This is a genomic window from Hydrogenophaga sp. (genome assembly GCF_051860785.1).
Classification (GTDB): Bacteria; Pseudomonadota; Gammaproteobacteria; order Burkholderiales; family Burkholderiaceae_C; genus Hydrogenophaga.
This window is the reverse complement of sequence record NZ_JBIMLB010000001.1, coordinates 350,260-369,059: the sequence shown is the minus strand read 5'-3', so window position 1 is coordinate 369,059 and position 18,800 is coordinate 350,260. Positions and strand designations below refer to the sequence as shown.

Below are 18,800 nucleotides of genomic sequence, written 5' to 3'. Positions count from 1 at the left end.
GGCTACCGGGCGCCCTGTGGCGCGCACGAAAATACTGTATATGCTTACAGTATGAACACCGTGTCGCGCAAGCTCCGCATCCTGGCCGATGCCGCCAAGTACGACGCGTCGTGCGCCTCCAGCGGCGGCACACGGCGCGACTCGAGCGACCAGAAGGGCATCGGCTCGAACGAGGGCATGGGCATCTGCCACAGCTATGCGCCGGACGGCCGCTGCATCTCGCTGCTGAAGATCCTGCTCACCAACTGGTGCGTCTACGACTGCCTCTACTGCGTCAACCGCGTGTCCAGCGACGTCGAGCGAGCGCGGTTCTCGGTCGACGAGGTGGTCCGGCTCACGCTCGATTTCTACCGGCGCAACGTCATCGAGGGCCTGTTCCTCAGCTCGGGCATCATCCGCTCGCCCGACTACACCATGGAGCAGCTCGTGGCCGTGGCGCGCCAGTTGCGCGAGGTGCACGGCTTTCGCGGCTACATCCACCTGAAGACCATTCCCGATGCCGATGAAGCCCTGCTCGCCCAGGCGGGGCGCTTCGCCGATCGCCTGAGCATCAACATCGAGCTGCCCAGCCAGGCGGCGCTCGACGCGCTCGCGCCCGGCAAGAGCAGCCAGCAGATCCGGCAATCGATGGCGGGCATCCGTTTGAAGCTGGACGAGGCGTGCGAACAGAAAGCGCAGGCCGAGCAGATTCGCTCCCTGCCCGGCCAGCGCGGCACCGGCGCCGCGCCGCCGCGCTTTGCGCCGGCCGGCCAGAGCACGCAGATGATCGTCGGCGCCGACACGTCGGACGACCGCTGCATCCTGCAGACCAGCGCCGCGCTGTACGCGGGCTACCGGCTCAAGCGCGTCTACTACTCGGCCTTCAGCCCGATCCCGCACGCCAGCGCCAGGCTGCCCGGCCAGGCCGCGCCTCTGGTGCGCGAGCACCGCCTTTACCAGGCGGACTGGCTGATGCGCTTCTACGGCTTCGACGCCACCGAGCTCGTGCTGCCCGGCGGCATGCTGTCGATGACCATGGACCCCAAGCTGGCATGGGCGCTGGCGCATCCCGAGCTGTTTCCCGTGGACGTGAACCGCGCCCCGCGCGAGACCTTGCTGCGTGTGCCGGGCCTGGGCGTGCGCTCGGTGCAGCGCCTGCTGGATGCGCGGCGCGTGCGCCAGGTGCGGCGCGCCGACCTGGAACGCCTGGGCAGTGCAGGGCGCAAGGCGCTGGACTTCGTGCACCTGCCCGATCACCGGCCGGGCGCCGCGTTGCTCTCTCCGGTGTCGCCCGACGCGCCATCTCCGATGGCCCAGCCCGATTTGTTTGAAGCCTCCAGCGCGTGAGGATCGCCATGCGCTGGCAGGTCGAGTTCCAGTCCAACGAAGTGCCCGCTGCACTGCGCGCGCTCTCGGCGCTGCTGACCTGCGGCGCTGCGCCGGACGAAGTGGTGTGGACCGAAGGCGAACCGGCGCAGGGTGATCTGCTCGGCGAGGCCACGGCACCCGCGCCACCACCGGAAGCGGTGCCACTGCGGGCCTTGCGCCGCCTGCCTGCCGGCTTCGTGCCGCTGGCCGAGACAGTGGCGATGCACGCGCATCCCGATCGTTTTCAGCGCCTGCACGAACTGGCCATCGACCTGGCGAACGATCCACGCCGCTGGCGCGATGCGCTGGACCCGAGGCGCCTGGCCCTGGAGCGCATGGCGCGCGAGGTGAGGCGCGAGATCCACAAGATGCACGCCTTCGTGCGCTTTCGCCAGATAGAGGAAGGCGATGGCGAGGTGCGCTATGTGGCCTGGTTCGAACCGGTGCATCACATCGTGCGGGCCGCCGCGCCGTTTTTTGCAAAGCGTTTTGCTGCCATGCGCTGGGCCATCCTCACGCCCGCGTTGTGCGTGCACTGGAACCGCGAAGGCCTCGAATTCACGCCCGGCGTCGACCGTGCGCAGGCGCCTCCACCGGATGCCGGCGAGGCGCTGTGGCTGGACTACTACCGCAGCATCTTCAACCCCTCGCGCGTGAAGACCGCTGCCATGCTGCGCGAGATGCCGCGCCGCTACTGGCGCAATCTGCCGGAGACGCAGGCCATCACCGGGTTGCTGCAGGATGCGCCGGCGCGAAGCGCGCGCATGGTGGCGCAGGCCAGCGAATCGCAGCGGCGCTTGCCGATCAACGTGCCTGCGCTGGCCGCTCGGGTGCCCCGCACCCCACAGGAACAATTGGACGACCTGGGCCGGCGCGCACGCCATTGCACCGATTGCCCGATGGCCTCGGCCGCCACGCAGACGGTCTGGGGTGAAGGCCCGGTGGGCGCCCGCCTCATGATCGTGGGCGAACAACCCGGCGACCAGGAAGACCTGGCGGGCCGTCCGTTCGTGGGACCGGCTGGGGCTCTGTTGCGGCGGGCGATCGCCGAGCTCGGCTGGCCCACCGACCAGCTCTACCTCACCAACGCGGTCAAGCACTTCCATTTCCTGGCGCGCGGCAAGCGCCGCCTGCACAAGACGCCCGGTCAGCGCGAAGCCGAAGCGTGTGCGCAGTGGCTGGAAGCGGAAATCCGGCTCGTGGCGCCGCAGGCCATCCTGGCACTGGGCGCCACCGCGGCGGCCAGCGTGCTCGGACGCGGCGTGGGGGTAGCGCAGTGCCTGGGTGCGTGGTGGCGGCGCCATGACGGCGTGCCGGTGTGGGTGGTGCACCACCCTGCCGCGGTGCTGCGCCGCGCCGAATCGGGCGCACCGCCGTTCGAAGCCTGGGTGGAGGCCATGCGCCCGGCGCTTCAGCGCAACATCGCGTAGCCGACGCCGATCGCCATCGCCAGACCCACGGCGTCGGCGAACAGCGCGCACGCGAGCGCGTAGCGCGCGTGCTGGATGCCCACGCTGCCGAAGTACACCGCAAGCACATAGAAGGTGGTCTCGGTCGAGCCCTGCACGATGGCCGCCAGGCGCCCGGCGAACGAGTCCACGCCGTGCGTCTGCATCACGTCGATCATCAGTCCGCGCGCGCCCGCGCCCGAGAGGATCTTCATCAAGCCCACGGGCAGCGCCGGCAGGAAATCGGTGTTCCATCCCATGGCCGCCACGGCCGCACCGATGCCCGAGAGCAGGAAATCCATGCAGCCGGCGGCGCGGAACACGCCAATGGCAATGAGGATGGCGATGAGGTAGGGCACGATCTGGATCGCCACACCAAAACCTTCCTTGGCGCCTTCGATGAAGGCGTCGTACACATTGATGCGCCGCCACGCGCCGGCCAGCACGAAGAGCATCACCACGCCCAGGATGACGGCCGCACCTGTGGTGCCGGCCACGCGCGCGGCCTGCTCGGCCGGCAACCGCGAGAGCGCGGTCACGGCGGCGGCCAGCAGGCCGCCCACCGCCAGCACCGGCAACAGGAAACGCGCGCGCCACAGCGGCAGGCGCTGGCACACCGCCACCGCCAGCACGCCCGCCAGCAGCGCGGTGAAGGTCACCAGCAGCGTGGGCAGGAAGATGTCCGCCGCGTTGAAGTTCGCCCCGAGTCCCTGCTTGAGCGCGATGCTCTGGCGGATGGCGATCACCGAGGTCGGGATCAGCGTGAGACCGGCCGTGTTCATCACCACGAACATGATCTGCGCATGGCTGGCGGTGCCCTGCGGTTCGGTGTTGAGCGTCTGCAATTCGCGCATGGCCTTGAGGCCCAGTGGTGTGGCCGCGTTGTCCAGGCCCAGCAGGTTGGCCGACATGTTCATGGTCATGGCACCCTGCGCCGGGTGACCCTGCGGCACCTCGGGGAACAGGCGCCGCAGCAGCGGACCGGCCAGGCGCGCGAGCAGTTCGATCATTCCGGCGCGTTCGCCCACGCGCATGAGCCCGAGCCAGAGTGCCATCACGCCGGCCAGTCCGAGCGAAATCTCGAAGCCCGATCGCGCGCCGTCGAACATCGCCATCATCAAGGCTTGCAGGATGCCGTGTTCGCCGAGCAGCCAGCGCGTTACGGCGGTGGCGAACGCCACGGTGAAAAAACCGATCCAGACCCAGTTCAGCGCCATGGGGTGCGATGGTAGCCGCTGGCACATGCCAACCATCTGTCGCGTGGTCTGGGGGCGATGTCGAAAAGCGGGCGCAAGCTTCATCGTACCCATGCCAACAGAGCAACCGGGCATGTGGATGTCCGGTTTTTTCAACTTCTCAGGAGATGTCCATGTCAGTCCAGCTATCTGCCTACCTGTCCTACGACGGCAATTGCGCCGAAGCCATGAAGTTCTACGCGAAGGTGCTTGGCGCCAAGCTGGAAGCCCTCATCACCTATGGCGAAATGCCTGGCGGCGAACCGGTGCCCGCTGACCAGGCCGATCGCATCATGCACGCCTACCTGGTGCACCCCGATTTCGCCATCATGGCCGGCGACGCGCCACCCGGCGTGCCGTTTCAGGGCATCCAGGGCTGCATGATGGCCATCACCTACCCCACCACGGCCGAAGCCACGCGCGTGTTCAACGCCCTGGCCGAAGGCGGCAAAGTCGGCATGCCGCTGGCCGAGACCTTCTGGGCCGACACCTTCGGCATGGTCACCGACCGCTTCGGCACGCCCTGGGGCGTGAATGGCGGGCCGCGTGAAATGCCCGCCCGCTGAATCAGAGCTGACCTTCGGTCAGCGTGTCAAGCTGGAAACGCCCGCTGCGATCCCACAGCCAGGTGTCGACATACTGCACCCGGCCGAAGCCGCCGGGTGAGGGAAACGGCGCCGCCGCGCGCACCAGGCGCTCGATCTCGGCCATCACTTCGGGCGCATGGCTCGGGCCGCGCAGCCAGCGCGTGGCGCCCACGCGCCCGCCCGGCAACACCTCGACCTCGAGCACGCCAATGGCGTAGAGCATCGGCGGCAGCTTGCCCTGGTGGATGCGCTCGGGGTACTTGCGGTAGAGGTGCGCGGCGGCTTCGCGCTTGTAGGCGGGACTCGCAGGGGCCTGGCCCGGCAGGGGCGGCCGGACGGAGCAACCAGCGATGAGGGCGCCGACACTGCTGACGGCGGCCAGCGAGAGGAACCGGCGGCGGGCTTCGATGGAATTTTTCATCGGGGCATTACAACAGCACGCCCTGCACGGCACAAGCCGATGCAACGACCGCTTACCGCTGTCGCAAAGTCCGGCTGAGCAGGATCACCGGCACCAGGCCCACCAGCACCAGCGTGAGCGCTGGCAACGCGGCCTCGCCCAGGCGCTCGTCGCGCGCCAGCTGGAAGGTGACCACGGCCAGTGTGTCGCTGTTGAAGGGGCGCAGCACCAGGGTGGCCGGCAGTTCCTTCATCACGTCCACGAACACCAGCAGCGCGGCGGCGGCGGTGGAGCGCCGCAGCAGCGGCCAGTGCACGCGCACGGCCAGGCCGAGTCCAGTGGTGCCCAGCATGCGGGCGGAGTCGTCGAGGCTGGCCGGGATGCGCGTATAGCCGCTCTGCACCGACTGCAGGGCCACCGCCGTGAACCGCACGAGGTACGCCCACACGATACCGAGCACCGTGGCCGTAACGAAGTAACCGACCGTGGTGTCGGGCTTGACTGCCTGCAGCCAGCCCACCGGCAGCAGGATGCCCACCACGATGACCGCGCCGGGCACGGCATACCCCAGGCTGGCGAGCTGCGCCACGCCGCGCGTGAGCGGACCAGGCCGCGCGCGCTGCGCAAACGCCAGCGCCAGCGCGATGCCGGTGGCCAACGCCGCGGCCAGACCAGCCAGCCACACGCTGTTGCGCGACCATTGCAGGAACGCGGTCCAGGGCAGCGAGTCCCAGCCGCCAATCAGCGGGCGCAGCATGAACAGCACGGGCAGCACGAAGCCGAACACGATGGGCAACGCGCACACGGCCACGGCCCATGAGGCCCGGCTTCCGCGCAGGCGCACCGGCTGGGCCTCGGCGCTGCCGGCGCGCTGGCCGCGCAGCGTGGCAAAGCGCAGGCGGCGCTGTGCGCGGAACTCCAGCCACAGCAACAGCGCGACCACCGCCAGCAGCATGGTGGCGAGTTGCGCGGCCGCGGCGCGGTTGTCCATGGCGAGCCAGGCCTTGTAGATGCCGGCGGTGAAGGTCTGCACGCCGAAGTAGCTGACGACGCCGAAATCGGCGAGCGTCTCCATGAGCGCCAGCGCCACGCCAGCGGCCACGGCGGGGCGCGCCAGCGGCAGAGCCACCTCGCGGATGCGGCGCGCCAGCGGGGCGCCGAGCAGCCGCGCCGCTTCCATCAACTGCGCCGCGCGCTCGGCCAAAGCAGTGCGCGCGAGCAGGTACACGTAGGGATACAGCGAGAACGTGAACACCCAGACCGCGCCCGGTGTGTTGCGGATCTCGGGGAACACGCGGCCGGTGAGGCCGAAGCTCTCGCGCAGCCACACCTGCAAAGGCCCGCTGAACTGCAGGAAATCGGTGTAGGCGTAGGCCACCACGTAGGCCGGCATGGCCAGCGGCAGCAGCAGCGCCCATTCGAAGAAGCGGCGGCCTGGAAATTCGAAAAGGGTGACCATGCTCGCCGTGGCCATGCCCACCAGGGCCACGCCGATCGCCACGCTCACGCACAGCAGCAAGGTGGTGAGCGCGTACTCTGGCAGCACGGTCTGGGCCATCTGGCCGAGCACGTCGCGCGCCGCGGCGTCGAACTGGAGCCACGAAGCGCCCAGCGCCAGCACCGGCAGGGTGAGCGCCAGGGCAAGCAGGATCAAGAGGATCGGGGCCAACCAACGTTGCATGGGCAAGGGTTTCGATGGAGGGCCTGTGACCCACGTCAACACAAATGAGAATTGTAGTTATCTACAATGCCCTTCTCATGTTCCTGAACGTCTCCCAACTCAGCGTGCGCTATGCCGGCCTGCCGCAGGCGGCCGTGGATGGTGTCTCGCTCGGCTTGCGCGCGGGTGACATTGGCGTGCTCATTGGCCCTTCGGGCTGCGGCAAGACCACGCTGTTGCGCGCCGTGGCCGGGCTCGAGCGCGCCAGCAGCGGCAGCATCGTGCTGGACGGTGAAACCGTGAGCGACGGCCAGCAACATATGCCGGCCGAACAGCGCCGCATCGGCATGGTGTTCCAGGACTACGCGCTGTTCCCGCACCTTGACGTGGGTCGCAACATCGCGTTCGGCATCGAGAGGTTGCCGCGCGCCGAGCGCGAGGAACGCGTGGCCGAGGTGCTGCGCCTGGTGGGGCTGGCCGGCATGGAAACGCGTTACCCGCACGAGCTGTCGGGCGGGCAGCAACAGCGCGTGGCGCTGGCGCGCGCACTGGCACCGCGCCCGCGTCTGCTGCTGCTCGACGAGCCCTTCTCCAACCTCGACGTGGACCTGCGCGAGCGGCTTGCGCACGAGGTGCGCGGCATCCTGAAAGCGGCCGGCGCCACCGCCCTCTTCGTCACGCACGACCAGCTGGAGGCCTTTGCCATTGGCGACGTGATCGGCGTGATGCACGAAGGTCACCTGCACCAGTGGGAAGACGCCTACGCGCTCTACCACCGACCGGCCACGCGTTTCGTGGCGGAGTTCATCGGACACGGTGTGTTCGCGCCGGCCCAGATCCAGATGAGCGGCGACCAGGTGTCCGTGCAGACGCCGCTGGGTCCGCTGCACGACGTGGAGGAATGCCCGCTGCCTTCAGCCTACGAAGCCGGCCTGTGCGACGTGCTGCTGCGCGCAGACGACATCGTGCACGACGACGATGCACCGGTGAAGGCGCAGATCCTGCGCAAGGCGTTCCGGGGTTCCGAGTTCCTCTACACGCTGCGCCTGGCCAGTGGCGAAGTGCTCATGACGCACGTGCCCTCACACCACAACCACGCCGTGGGCGAGTGGATCGGCATCCGCGCCGAGGTCGACCACGTGGTCACTTTCGAACGCGGATCGGGCGCTAACTCGCCACCCGCCCAGGCCAGCGCGACACCACCAGCCCATCCAGCAGCAGCACGGCCAGCAACACTGCACCCGTGAGCGGGAACGCCAGCGCCACCGTACACATCACCACGGCGCCGCCCTTCCACAGCGGTAGGTTGCGCGGCGCAGGCGGAGCCACCACGCGCCAGCCGCTGCGAGCGGGCCGGCGCTTCCACCACATCACCATGCCGCTGACGCACAGGAATGCGACGCACGTGCAGAACAGCAAATTGAGTGTGGCGTTCCAGAGTCCCATGTCACCCTGGTGAAAGGCGATGCCCACAGCCATGCCTTTGGCCATGGGCGAGTAGTCTGCAAACGCCACCTCGGCGATGACGCGCCCGGTAAACCGGTCCACATGCACGGTGCGATCGCGCGTGGGGTTGCGCAGGTCACCGCTCATGGTGTCGGCCGAGATGGTGAACACACCGGATTCGCTCTGCGGCAACTGGATGTGGTGCTGGCCGTCGAAACCAAGTTGCTTCGCGAGCGTCGCCACGGTGTCGACATTCACCGGCTGGCCCAAAGGCACACCCACCGCGCCCGAAGCCGAGCCGGAGGCCGGCAGCGGCGTCTGCTCCAGACCCCAGGGCACTTCGTGCTGTCCCTTCGGGTTCAGGCTGCCATGCGTGGCGTCGGACTTGAGCGCTTCGCCCCACTTCTCTGCCGGAAACGAGCCCCAGGGTTGCACGATCTTGCCGCCCCAGATGCCGGACCAGGACAGGCCCGTGAGCAGGAAGGTGAGCAGCACCGCACTGATCCAGAAGCCCACGCTGCCGTGCAACGAGCGCCACCAGAGTCGGCCTTTCAACCGCAGATCCGGCACAAGCACCTGTCCCCAGCGCGTGCCGCCGCGTGGCCACCAGAGGTAGAGCCCGGTGACGATCATCACCACGCCGAAACCAGCGGCGATCTCGATCAGGCGATCTCCCACATCGCCCATGAGCAGGGTGCCATGGATGCGTTGGGCCCAGGCAAAAACGGTGTTGTCCTTGTCGACCAGGTGCAGCACGCGGGCGGTGTACGGATCCACCGCCACTGCTTCCGTGAGGCCATCGCGCGCCACCACGAACCAGCTCGCCTCATTCACCGCGCGCGGGGCCACGTATTCGAGCAACGCGCCATCCGATCGCAGCTCCATCACGGCTTGCGCCTGCACGCCCACCGGCTGAGTGAGCGCCTGCCGGGTGACACTGACCACTGGCCCGAGCCGCGTCTGGAAGCCGGTGAAGAACACCATGACGGCACCGGTGACCGAGAGCATGAGGAGGAAAGGCACCACGTAGAGCCCGGCGTAGAAATGCCAGCGCCAGGCGATCGCGTGAAAGGCTGAGGCGGCGGACGGCCTTGTGCCCGCGTCCTGACGGGACGCGCGTTCGACGGCGGCCATGACCTCAGTGCTTGTGTTTGCCGTGGTCGGCCGGGGCAGAGGCGGCGCCACCAGCACCGCCCAATGGGCGAGCCGTGGCCTTCACCTCCAGCGTCTCGCGCTTGCCGTCCTGGCCTTCAAAGACCAGCGTCACAGGCACCACGTCGCCCGCCTTCACGGGTCCCTTCAAGTCCATCAGCATCACGTGGTAGCTGCCCGGCTTGAGTTCGACCGGTTTGCCTGCGGGAAGGCTCAGGCCGGCGGTGAGGGCGCGCATTTTCATCACGTCCTTCTCCATGGCCATTTCGTGGACTTCGACCACGCCAGCGACAGGAGACTTCACCGCCACCAGACGTGTGTCGGCTTTTGCGGTGAGTTGCATGAAAGCACCGGTGGCCTTCTGCTGGGCCACGGTAGCGCGCACCCAGGGATCTTTGACTTCGACGTTGGCAGGGGCTTGTGCCCAGGCGCTGGCGGTGAGGGCCAGCAGGGAGGCGATGAGAACTTTTTTCATGGCGGAATCCAGCGAATGAGGGAGGGCATGGCCCGGGCCGCGAAGCAGCGGGGGCACGAGAGACAGCGCAGCGAAAACGCCGCGCGGTTCGCTAGACCCGGGGCGGCGCGCGCGACAGCGCGGCGGGCCACGGAGGCGCGGGGATGGCCGATTGAAAACGCGCCTGCGGCAACCCGGCCGGCATGGACAGCGCAAACGACGTCGACCCGATCCAGGGTGACAGACCGGCAGACCCTTGCAAGCTGCACCACGGGCAGTGCCGCGAGGCATCGGCCATGGGTTTGCCAGCAGCAGGATCTTCCAGCCCATCGGCCTTCACCCACACCATGCCGCTGGCGCTGCAGACCTGCACCCAGCCCGCACCACCTTGCGAAGCCACCACCGCCTGCGCCACGGCGGGCGCGAGCGACCCCAGCAGCATGGCAAGCATGGCCAGCCAGGCGGCGAATCGGCGGGTGAAACGGTTGAGGGGGGACAGCGGCATGAGCGCGCAAGTTTATCAGCGGGTCAACTGCGGGACGTCCAGACAGAGCGCGCGCGGCTAGCATCGAATCACAACACCACCCCAGGAGATACCCATGCTCATCCTATGCGGCTTCTCGGCCAGCAACTACTACAACAAGGTCAAACTCGCGCTGCTGGAAAAAGGCGTGACGTTCGAAGAGGAACTGGACTGGGTCGGCGAGACCGACATCGGCTGCAGCCCACTGGGCAAGGTGCCCTACCTCAAGACCGACCGTGGCCCGATGTCGGAGTCCACCGTGATCCTGGAGTACGTGGAAGACGCCTACCCGCAAACCCCACTGATGCCCAGGGATGCCTTCGAGGCGGCCAAGGTGCGCGAACTGCTGCGCTACATCGAACTGCACCTGGAGCTGGTGGCTCGCAACCTGTACCCGGAGGCCTTCTTCGGCGGCAAGGTGAGCGAGTCGGCGAAGGAAAAGATCGGCCAGCAGCTCGAGAAGAACATCGCCGCCTTCGCCCGCATCGCGAAGTTCTCGCCTTTCGTCGCGGGCAACCAGTTCACGCTCGCCGACTGCGCGGCGGCTGTGCACCTGCCACTGGTGGCCAGCGCCACCAAGATCATCTACGGGCGCGACTACATGGCCGAACTGCCAGTGCGTGAGTACCTGAAGACAGTGGGCGAGCGCGCTACGGTGCAGAAGGTGAATGCGGACCGCAAGGTGAACACCGAAGTGATGCTGCAGCGCGCGAGGGACAAGGCCAAGGCCTGATCAGGGAAAGCGCCGCACCAGTTCCACGCCCACGAACACCGAGCGCCGCGCGCCAGGTTCGAAAAAGCGAGAGTTGCCTTCGTTGACGATCACCGAGCCGGCGTGCGCGCGGTCGGTGAGGTTGTCGATGCGCAGGAACTGGCGCCAGGTCCAGTCACCGCGCACCTGCTCGAATCGCACGCCCAGGTTGAACAAGGTGCTGGCTTCGGCGAAGTCGGTGTTGCGGTCGTTCACCGCCATGCGCCCGGTGTGCGTGGCCTCCAGCGTGAACACACTGCCCGCCCAGCCGGGCTCCCACGCCACCTGCAGAAACGCCTGTTGCCTAGCCAGCCCTGGCATGCGATTGCCGGCGGCCACCGGCACGGTGGGCGTAGCGCAAGGCGAAGCCGTGCAGGTAAGGAAACCATCGCGGTAGCGCGCGTCCATCCAGGTGTAGGCCGGAGTGACCGTGAACTGGCCCCACTGCAGCAGGCCGGCCAGTTCGAAGCCATGGCGGCGCGTGCGCCCCGCGTTCTGGAAGGTGGACCGCCCACCGGTGTTGGAGAGCACCACGATCTCGTCGCGCGTGCGCGTCTCGAACAGCGTGGCGCTCCAGGTGCCCCAACCCTGGCGTCCGCGCAAACCCCACTCGGCGCTGAGGCTGCGCGAGGCATTGAGCGCGGGGTTCAGACCCGTGAGGCCTGAGGCGCGGTAGGCAACCTCATTCAGCGTGGGCGTCTCCAGGCCCCGCCCCACACTGGCGAAGGCCTGCAACTGCGGCGTGATCTCGCGGCGCACACCGAGCACAGGGCTGAAGCCGTCGAAGCGCACGCTGCCACTGTCGTCCGGATTGCCTGCCGCGATGTAGCGGTCTGCGGAGGTGAAGCGCACGCTGGAATGCCGCAGGCCGGCGGTGAGCGTGGTGGCATCGGTGCGCCACTCAGCCTGCACATACGGATCGAGCGTGCTCGCGCGATTGGTCTCGTCGCGGCGCAGGTTGCCCACCACGCCCAGCGTGGGGCCGATGAAATTCTCATAACCCCGGCGCACCTCGCTCTGGCGGTCCAATGCCAGACCAGCGCTCACGGTGAGCCGCTGGCCGCTGTCGTAACTGCGGTCCAGGCGCCAGCGTGCGTTCCAGCCCCAGTAATCGCGCGCCAGGTCGATCACGCCGCCCGCACTGCCGGGCGGTGTCTGGGCGCCGGTGGGAATGGCCTGGAACTGCCGCACGCCGCGCTGCCCGCCGTAGCCCATGAGTTCAATGCGGTGGCCTTGCCCCAGTGCCTGTTCCCAGGCCAGACCGAGTTGGGTTTGTGAAACCGTCTTGCGCGTGTCGAACTGCGTGGCCGCTGCCGTGGTCTGGCCGGGGTCGGCGTCGAACTCGGCGCGTGTGAGGCCCAATGGATCCTGCGCGGCGCTGGTCTGGCGGTTGAAAACCAGCACGCTGCGCCCGCCCTCGTGGGTGCGCGTGAGCTTGAGGTTGCCGCTGGCGCGCGAGGCGGCGGACTGCACGCGCTCGCCGCCGGTGGCGAACTTCCCCACGTCCAGCGTGTAGCCCCAGCCAGGCTCGGCCTCGCTGCTGCCCGTTCGCCCACTGAGTTGCGTGGACAGTCGCCACAGGCCATTGGTGCCGGTGGCCAGACCCGTGCGCCATTCGGTGGGGCGCTGCCCATCCTGCGTGTAGAGCGCGATCGCACCGCCGGCCGATGCGCCGTACAGCGCGGAGAACGGACCCCGGATCACCTCGATGCGTTCGGCGCTGCCCAGCGGAAAGTTCGCCGCCTGGCCCTGCCCGTCGGGCGCACTGGCGGGGATGCCGTCCACATAAAGGCGAACGCCGCGCACACCGAATGGCGCGCGCGCGCCATAGCCGCGCACCGAAATTTGTAAATCTTGCGCGTAGTTCTGACGGTTGCGCACCACCAGCCCCGGTACACGGCCCAGACCTTCTGAGAGGTTGATCTGCAACTGGCCAGCGCGCAGCTCCTCGCCATCGATCACCTCCACCGAGCCTGGCGAGCGCCAACTCTGTTGCCAGGCGCTCTCACCGGTGACGACCACCGGCGCCAGCGCGCCGGTGGTGTCCGAGCGTTCAGGAGCCTGTGCGTGAACGCCGCCACCACTGGCCGCGAGCAGGACGAGACATGCTCCTCTAGTTCTTCGGCCGAATGGCATCGGCCGTACCTTGAATGAAAGCCTTGATTTTCTGGACATCGTCGGGTGTGAGTTTTCCGGTGAAGTCCGGCATTCCGCGTGCCTGGGCCGGGCCGTTGAACACGAATTTATCGAGGTTCTCGATGAAGCCCGCATCCATGTACCCAAGATTGGGGATGTTACCCCCCCGGTCCACACCCGGAACACCATGGCAGAACACGCAGTTGCTCACGTAGAGCGCGGTGCCCGCCGGCACGTGGGCCGGGTCGTACTTGACGCCGGCCACGAGCTTGCCGAGCTGGTAGTTCACGAAGGCCGGGGGCTGCGCCTTGCCGCCCACGGCGAAGGTGTAGACCGTGCCCGGACCCTGGCGATCGGTGGCACGCTGCGCCAGCCCGTACACACCGCCCCAGCCCACCGCGATGGACACGTACTGTTTGCCGTCCACCAGGTAGGTGGAAGGTGCGGCGATCACGCCAGTGCCGGTGGGCGTCTCCCACAGTTGCTCGCCGGTGGTGGCGTTGTAGGCGATGAAGCGCCCGTCGGCCGTGCCCTGGAACACGAGATTGCCAGCGGTGGTGAGCGTGCCCCCGTTCCAGGGCGAGATCTGTTCCTTGGTCCAGGCGGCTTGCTGCTTCACCGGGTCCCACGCCACCAGCCGGCCAAAAGGCTTGCTGGTGGGCGGCTCCACGTTGGCGAAGGTCGCGAGGTTCCAGCCCATGTTCGCGTGCGGTTCGCCCGGGCGGTCGGCGTTGAACTTCCAGTCCTTGTTGTCCATCAGCGTGAGTGGCACGCCCTGCACCGGCATGTAGACCAGTCCCGTGGCGGGGTTGTACGACATGGAGTGCCAGTTGCGCGCACCGAAGGCGCTGGGAATGATCTCGCGCGGGCGGTCGGCCGTGCGCGCGGCAGCGGTCTCGATCGGGCGGCCGTTCTTGTCGTAGCCGGTGGCCCAGTTCACTTCCACGAAATTCTTCGCCGAGATGAACTTGCCGTTGGTGCGGTCGATGACGAAGAAGAAGCCGTTCTTGGGCGCGTGCAGGATCACCTTGCGCGGCTTGTTGTCGAGCTTGATGTCGGCCAGGATCATGGGCTGCGTGGAGGTGAAGTCCCAGTTGTCACCGGGGGTCTGCTGGTAGTGCCAGACGTACTTGCCGGTGTCCGGGTTCAGCGCCACGATGGAGGCGAGGTAGAGGTTGTCACCACCGGCCGGGCTGCGCTTGCTGCGCGCCCAGGGCGAGCCGTTGCCGGTGCCGATGTACATGAGATTGAGGTCGGGATCGAAGGTCATGGTGTCCCATGCCGTGCCACCGCCGCCGGCCTCCCACCACTTGCCAGCCGGGTCCCAGGTTTTCGCGGCCTTCGCCATCGACTCGTCCTCGAACGGCTTGCTCGGATCGCCCGGCACGGTGAACCAGCGCCACTTCTGATCGCCGGTCTTCGCGTCGTAGGCGGTGATGTAGCCGCGCACGCCGTACTCCGCGCCGCCGTTGCCGATGATCACCTTGCCCTTGAAGACGCGCGGCGCACCGGTGATGGTGTAGCTGAACTTGCGGTCGATGATGGTGTCCTTCTCCCACACCTTGGCACCGGTGGCCGCGTCGAGCGCGATCAGGCGGCCGTCGTACGCCGCCACGAACACCTTGCCCTCGTGCAGCGCCACGCCGCGGTTCACCACGTCGCAGCAGCCCTTGTAGCCGGCCTCGCGCGAGACCTGGGGATCAAACGTCCAGATGCGCTGGCCGGTGCGAACGTTCACCGCGTGCACGACGCTCCAGGAGGCCGTGACGTACATGATGCCGTCGACCACCAGCGGCGTGGACTCCACCCCGCGCGAGGATTCGAGGTTGTATGACCAGACCAGTCCCAGTTCCTTCACGTTGGCGGTGGTGATCTGGTTGAGCTTCGAGTGGCGGGTCTCGGCGTAGTCCAGACCGTAGCTGGGCCAGTCGGCCGTCTGGCGCGCGTTGCTCTTCATGAACGCGGCATTGACCTTGCTGATGGTGGTGGTGATGTGCGCCGCCGAACCCTTGGCAGGGGCTTGCTGCGCCAGTGCGCTGCCCGCGAAGGCCAGCAGGGTGACAAGGCAGGCGAGCGTGCGCCGCCCGGTGCCGGGGAATGGGAACGGTTTCATCGTGTCTCCTGGTGCGGCCCGATGACAAGGGGCCTGGCGTGGGGTGCCCCGCCAGTAAGGAGCAGGGCCGACAAATCGTCGTCTTCCGGCGCCCCCGTTTCACCCTCGGGATTTCCCTTAAGCCAATGTGTTCCGGCGTGGAACACATGCCGGGCAGGGCCAAGGGCTTACCCGCATGCGCGGCAGTTTCGAAGGGCCGGATACTGCATTCGGAGACAACCCACGGACCACGCGAGGACACCGCCATGCGCCAGCCATCGACGGGACGCCAGCACGCGCCGCAACAGCTCTTTTTTCGCACCGCCGAACAACGCACGGCGCTGGCACGCCAGCAGTTCTTCGACGAAGGCGCGCGGCCCTCGGGCCTGGTGGGCGAAGCGGTCATCCAGTCCTGGCTGCGCTGCTGCAAGGCCCACCAGGACCCTGGAGAGCTGGTGAGTTTCGAGCAGGTCACGCGCAGCCGCGCACACGCCACGCTGAACCGCAACCGCCAGCTCCTGCAGGCCGGCAACCACGAACTCAACCACATGGAGGCGGCCCTCAGCGGGACCGACTGCCGCGTGCTGCTGACCGACGCGCACGGTGTGGTCATTCACGCCACCGAACTGACGCCGACCACCGGCCAGCCGCTGCTCAAGACCGCCTCGCGCGTGGGCGTGAACATCGCGGAAACGCACATCGGCACCACCGCGCCCGGCATCGTGGTGCGCAGCGGCGAGGCCTGCACGGTGGCCGGCGCCGAGCATTTCTTTCAATGCCTGCAAGGGTTGCACTGTGCGGCCGCACCCATTCACGACATCCACGGCCAGCTTGCGGGGGTGCTCGATATCTCCGTCGAGGGGGGCCCGTTCCACTTCGACGCCGCTTCGGTGGTGGGTCTGTACGCCACCACCATCGAAAACCGCCTGCTTCAACTGCAATCGGTAGAGCATCTCGTGCTGCACTTCCAGGCCAGCCCCACGCTGCTGGACACACCGCTGGAAGCGCTGGCCGGCATCGACGCGAGGGGGCGCGTGCTCTGGCTCAACGCGGTGGCGCGCCGCCTCACCGGATCCGCCCTGCAGGAGCAGCTCATGGTGGAAGAAGTGTTCGGCGCCACGCTGGGCTGGCTGCTCGGGCTGCCCAGGCAGACTTCGGTGCAGACGCTGCACCTGCCCAACGGCCTGGGCGTCTGGATCAAGGGCCGACTCACCGCCCCCGATGGGGCCGACTTCAAGCACGCCGTGGCCGTAGCCAGATCCGCGCCGCCGCCACCACCGCAAGCCCAGTTGCAGGCCGCCATTCCCCCCATCGAGCCCGAAGCAACCGCCTCGCATTCCACGCTCGTGGACCACAGCCAGCGCCTGATCGAGACCACGCTGGCGCAATGCGGTGGCAACATCGCCAAGGCGGCGCGGGCACTGGGGGTGTCGCGCGGGATGCTGTACCGACGGCTGCAGAAAAGCAGCCCGCCCCCCGCTCAGGAATAGGCACTCACGGTGCAGACGGGCGCCGCGTGAAAGCCGAAATGTGAAGCCTCAATCTTCGACGAACGCTTCCTCGCGCTTGGCCTTTACGGAGGGCAGCAGCACGACCACCAGCAGCACCACGGCGATGGCAAGCAGCGTGGCCGACATCGGGCGCGTGACGAACACGCTCCAGTCGCCGCGCGAGATCAGCATGGCGCGCCGCAGGTACTCTTCCATCATCGGCCCGAGGATCAGGCCCAGCAGCAACGGTGCCGGCTCGCACTTCAGCTTGTGGAACAGGTAGCCGATGACACCAAAGATGGCGACCATCCAGATCTCGAAGACGTTGTTGTTCTCCGAGTAGACGCCCACCGCACAGAACAGCACGATCGCCGGGAACAGCCACTTGTAGGGAATGGTGAGCAGCTTGATCCAGATGCCGATCATCGGCAGGTTGAGCACGATCAGCATCAGGTTGCCGATCCACATCGAGGCGATCAGGCCCCAGAAAAGCTCCGGGTTCGAGGTCATGACCTGCGGGCCGGGCTGGATGTTGTGGATGGTCATCGCGCCCACCATCAAGGCCATCACCGCATTGGGTGGAATGCCCAGCGTGAGCAGCGGGATGAAGGAAGTCTGCGCGCCCGCGTTGTTGGCCGACTCGGGGCCCGCGACACCGCGGATGTTGCCTGTACCGAAGGGAAGTTCGCCGGGCTTGAGCTTGACCTTCTTCTCGATCGTGTACGAGGCGAAGGCCGACATCAGCGCGCCACCACCCGGCAGGATACCCAGCACAGAACCCAGCGCGGTGCCGCGCAGCACAGCGGGCGTCATGCGCTTGAAGTCTTCCTTGGTCGGCATCAGGCCCTTCACCTTGGCGGTGAACACCTCGCGCTGACTCGATGGTGTGGCCAGGTTGGCAATGATTTCACCGTAGCCGAACACACCCATGGCTATGGCAATGAAGCTGATGCCGTCGGTGAGTTCGGGAATGTCAAAACTGTAGCGCGCCACGCCGGAATTCACATCGGTGCCCACCAGACCGAAAGCCAGGCCGAGCAGGATCATGGCCACTGCCTTGACCAGCGAACCCGATGCCAGCACCACGGCGCCGATCAGCCCCAGCACCATCAGCGAAAAGTATTCGGCCGGGCCGAACTTCAGGGCCACTTCGGTCAATGGAGGCGCGAAGCCCGCGAGGATCAAGGTGCCGACGCAACCCGCAAAGAAGGAGCCCAGGCCAGCGGCGGCCAGCGCGGGCCCTGCCCTGCCCTTGCGCGCCATCTGGTAGCCGTCGATCACCGTCACGACCGACGATGCCTCGCCCGGGAGATTGACGAGGATGGCGGTGGTCGAGCCACCGTATTGCGCACCGTAGTAGATGCCGGCCAGCATGATGAGCGCGGCCACGGGCGGCAGGCCGTAGGTCGCCGGCAGCAGCATGGCAATGGTGGCGACCGGTCCGATGCCGGGAAGCACGCCGATCAAGGTGCCCAGCAGGCAGCCAAACAGCGCGTAGAGCAGGTTCTGCGCCGTGAAGGCGACGCCGAAACCGATCGAAAGGTTGGTGATCAGATCCATGGTTCTTGTCTCGTTGTCGTGGTCGCTGCCTTCAGCCGAGGAAGGCTGGCCAGATCGGGAAGTTCAACTTGAGCGCCATCTTGAAGGCCACGTAGCTGCCAACCGCCAGGATGGTGGCCAGAATGAGCACCTCCTTGAACTTGAACTGGTCGCCCGCCAGACTGGCGACGAAGGTGAGCGCGTAGATCGCGACGATGAGGCCCATGGCGGGCAGGCCGAGGCTGCGCACGCCGACCAGCAACACGCCGAAGATCAGGTTGGAGCCGATGATGAAGATCAGCGGCCGCCAGGCAATTCGGCCGATCGGCTCACCGTCTTCGGTCTTGACGGTGATGGACTTGATCGCGATCACCGCGCCCAGGATGGCGATGAGCACACCCACCATCAAGGGAAAGTAACCGGGTCCCATGCGGGCAGCGGTGCCCACGGTGTAGGTCGTGGCGCCCCATGCGAAGGCCACGCCAAACACGGTGAACAGCACACCCGAGACGAAATCTCTCTGACTCTGGATTCTCAACG

The 18,800-nt window shown here is 67.3% G+C and carries 16 protein-coding genes; 6 read left to right on the top strand and 10 right to left on the bottom strand.

Annotation, left to right across the window (positions count from 1 at the left end; all coding sequences use genetic code 11):
* The first annotated feature begins 51 nt into the window (after positions 1-51).
* Complete coding sequence (locus tag ACTIF6_RS01710) at positions 52-1,326, top strand: putative DNA modification/repair radical SAM protein (RefSeq protein WP_439586270.1); 1,275 nt, start codon at positions 52-54, stop codon at positions 1,324-1,326.
* Positions 1,327-1,334: 8 nt separating this feature from the next.
* Complete coding sequence (locus tag ACTIF6_RS01705) at positions 1,335-2,777, top strand: UdgX family uracil-DNA binding protein (protein ID WP_439586269.1); 1,443 nt, start codon at positions 1,335-1,337, stop codon at positions 2,775-2,777.
* Here the strand turns inward: ACTIF6_RS01705 and ACTIF6_RS01700 are convergent.
* Positions 2,759-4,012: a nucleoside recognition domain-containing protein gene (locus ACTIF6_RS01700; protein WP_439586268.1), complete on the bottom strand. Its 1,254-nt coding sequence runs from the start codon at positions 4,010-4,012 to the stop codon at positions 2,759-2,761. The genes ACTIF6_RS01705 and ACTIF6_RS01700 overlap by 19 nt on opposite strands.
* Positions 4,013-4,164: 152 nt before the next feature.
* On the opposite strand from ACTIF6_RS01700, the gene ACTIF6_RS01695 reads away from it, so the two are divergent.
* Complete coding sequence (locus ACTIF6_RS01695; RefSeq protein WP_439586267.1) at positions 4,165-4,596, top strand: VOC family protein; 432 nt, start codon at positions 4,165-4,167, stop codon at positions 4,594-4,596.
* Position 4,597: 1 nt separating this feature from the next.
* On the opposite strand, the gene ACTIF6_RS01690 is transcribed toward ACTIF6_RS01695, so the two are convergent.
* The gene (locus tag ACTIF6_RS01690) at positions 4,598-5,038 is read right to left on the bottom strand and encodes a hypothetical protein (protein WP_439586266.1); all 441 of its coding nucleotides are present in this window, start codon (positions 5,036-5,038) and stop codon (positions 4,598-4,600) included.
* Between the two features lie 52 nt (positions 5,039-5,090).
* Positions 5,091-6,698: an ABC transporter permease gene (locus ACTIF6_RS01685; protein ID WP_439586265.1), complete on the bottom strand. Its 1,608-nt coding sequence runs from the start codon at positions 6,696-6,698 to the stop codon at positions 5,091-5,093.
* 77 nt (positions 6,699-6,775) lie between these two features.
* On the opposite strand from ACTIF6_RS01685, the gene ACTIF6_RS01680 reads away from it, so the two are divergent.
* Positions 6,776-7,924, top strand: a complete 1,149-nt coding sequence (locus ACTIF6_RS01680; protein WP_439586264.1) for an ABC transporter ATP-binding protein — start codon at positions 6,776-6,778, stop codon at positions 7,922-7,924.
* Here the strand turns inward: ACTIF6_RS01680 and ACTIF6_RS01675 are convergent.
* From ACTIF6_RS01675 to ACTIF6_RS01665, 3 genes are all read right to left on the bottom strand, one after another.
* Entirely contained in the window at positions 7,845-9,257 is a 1,413-nt protein-coding gene (locus ACTIF6_RS01675) for a PepSY-associated TM helix domain-containing protein (RefSeq protein WP_439586263.1), read from the bottom strand. The two genes, ACTIF6_RS01680 and ACTIF6_RS01675, sit on opposite strands and share 80 nt — an antisense overlap.
* 4 nt (positions 9,258-9,261) lie before the next feature.
* Complete coding sequence (locus tag ACTIF6_RS01670; protein WP_439586262.1) at positions 9,262-9,750, bottom strand: copper chaperone PCu(A)C; 489 nt, start codon at positions 9,748-9,750, stop codon at positions 9,262-9,264.
* Between the two features lie 91 nt (positions 9,751-9,841).
* A complete protein-coding gene (locus tag ACTIF6_RS01665) occupies positions 9,842-10,234 on the bottom strand; it encodes a DUF2946 family protein (protein ID WP_439586261.1) in 393 nt (130 codons plus the stop codon).
* A gap of 94 nt (positions 10,235-10,328) precedes the next feature.
* On the opposite strand from ACTIF6_RS01665, the gene ACTIF6_RS01660 reads away from it, so the two are divergent.
* On the top strand, positions 10,329-10,985 hold the full coding sequence (locus ACTIF6_RS01660; protein ID WP_439586260.1) for a glutathione S-transferase: 657 nt from the start codon (positions 10,329-10,331) through the stop codon (positions 10,983-10,985).
* On the opposite strand, the gene ACTIF6_RS01655 is transcribed toward ACTIF6_RS01660, so the two are convergent.
* Complete coding sequence (locus ACTIF6_RS01655) at positions 10,986-13,139, bottom strand: TonB-dependent receptor family protein (protein ID WP_439586259.1); 2,154 nt, start codon at positions 13,137-13,139, stop codon at positions 10,986-10,988. It abuts the gene before it with no gap.
* Positions 13,117-15,252 carry a PQQ-dependent dehydrogenase, methanol/ethanol family gene (locus ACTIF6_RS01650; protein ID WP_439586258.1) on the bottom strand — a complete coding sequence of 712 codons (2,136 nt, stop codon included), beginning with the start codon at positions 15,250-15,252 and terminating at the stop codon, positions 13,117-13,119. The genes ACTIF6_RS01655 and ACTIF6_RS01650 overlap by 23 nt, the downstream gene beginning before the upstream one ends.
* 245 nt (positions 15,253-15,497) lie before the next feature.
* Here ACTIF6_RS01650 and ACTIF6_RS01645 point away from each other — a divergent pair, with 245 nt between their 5' ends.
* Positions 15,498-16,721 (top strand): helix-turn-helix domain-containing protein, encoded by a 1,224-nt coding sequence (locus ACTIF6_RS01645; RefSeq protein WP_439586257.1) that lies wholly within the window; start codon positions 15,498-15,500, stop codon positions 16,719-16,721.
* Positions 16,722-16,769: 48 nt separating this feature from the next.
* On the opposite strand, the gene ACTIF6_RS01640 is transcribed toward ACTIF6_RS01645, so the two are convergent.
* Positions 16,770-18,281, bottom strand: coding sequence for a tripartite tricarboxylate transporter permease (locus tag ACTIF6_RS01640; RefSeq protein ID WP_439586256.1), 1,512 nt, complete (start codon positions 18,279-18,281; stop codon positions 16,770-16,772).
* 31 nt (positions 18,282-18,312) lie between these two features.
* Complete coding sequence (locus ACTIF6_RS01635) at positions 18,313-18,798, bottom strand: tripartite tricarboxylate transporter TctB family protein (RefSeq protein ID WP_439586255.1); 486 nt, start codon at positions 18,796-18,798, stop codon at positions 18,313-18,315.
* Positions 18,799-18,800: the final 2 nt, after the last annotated feature.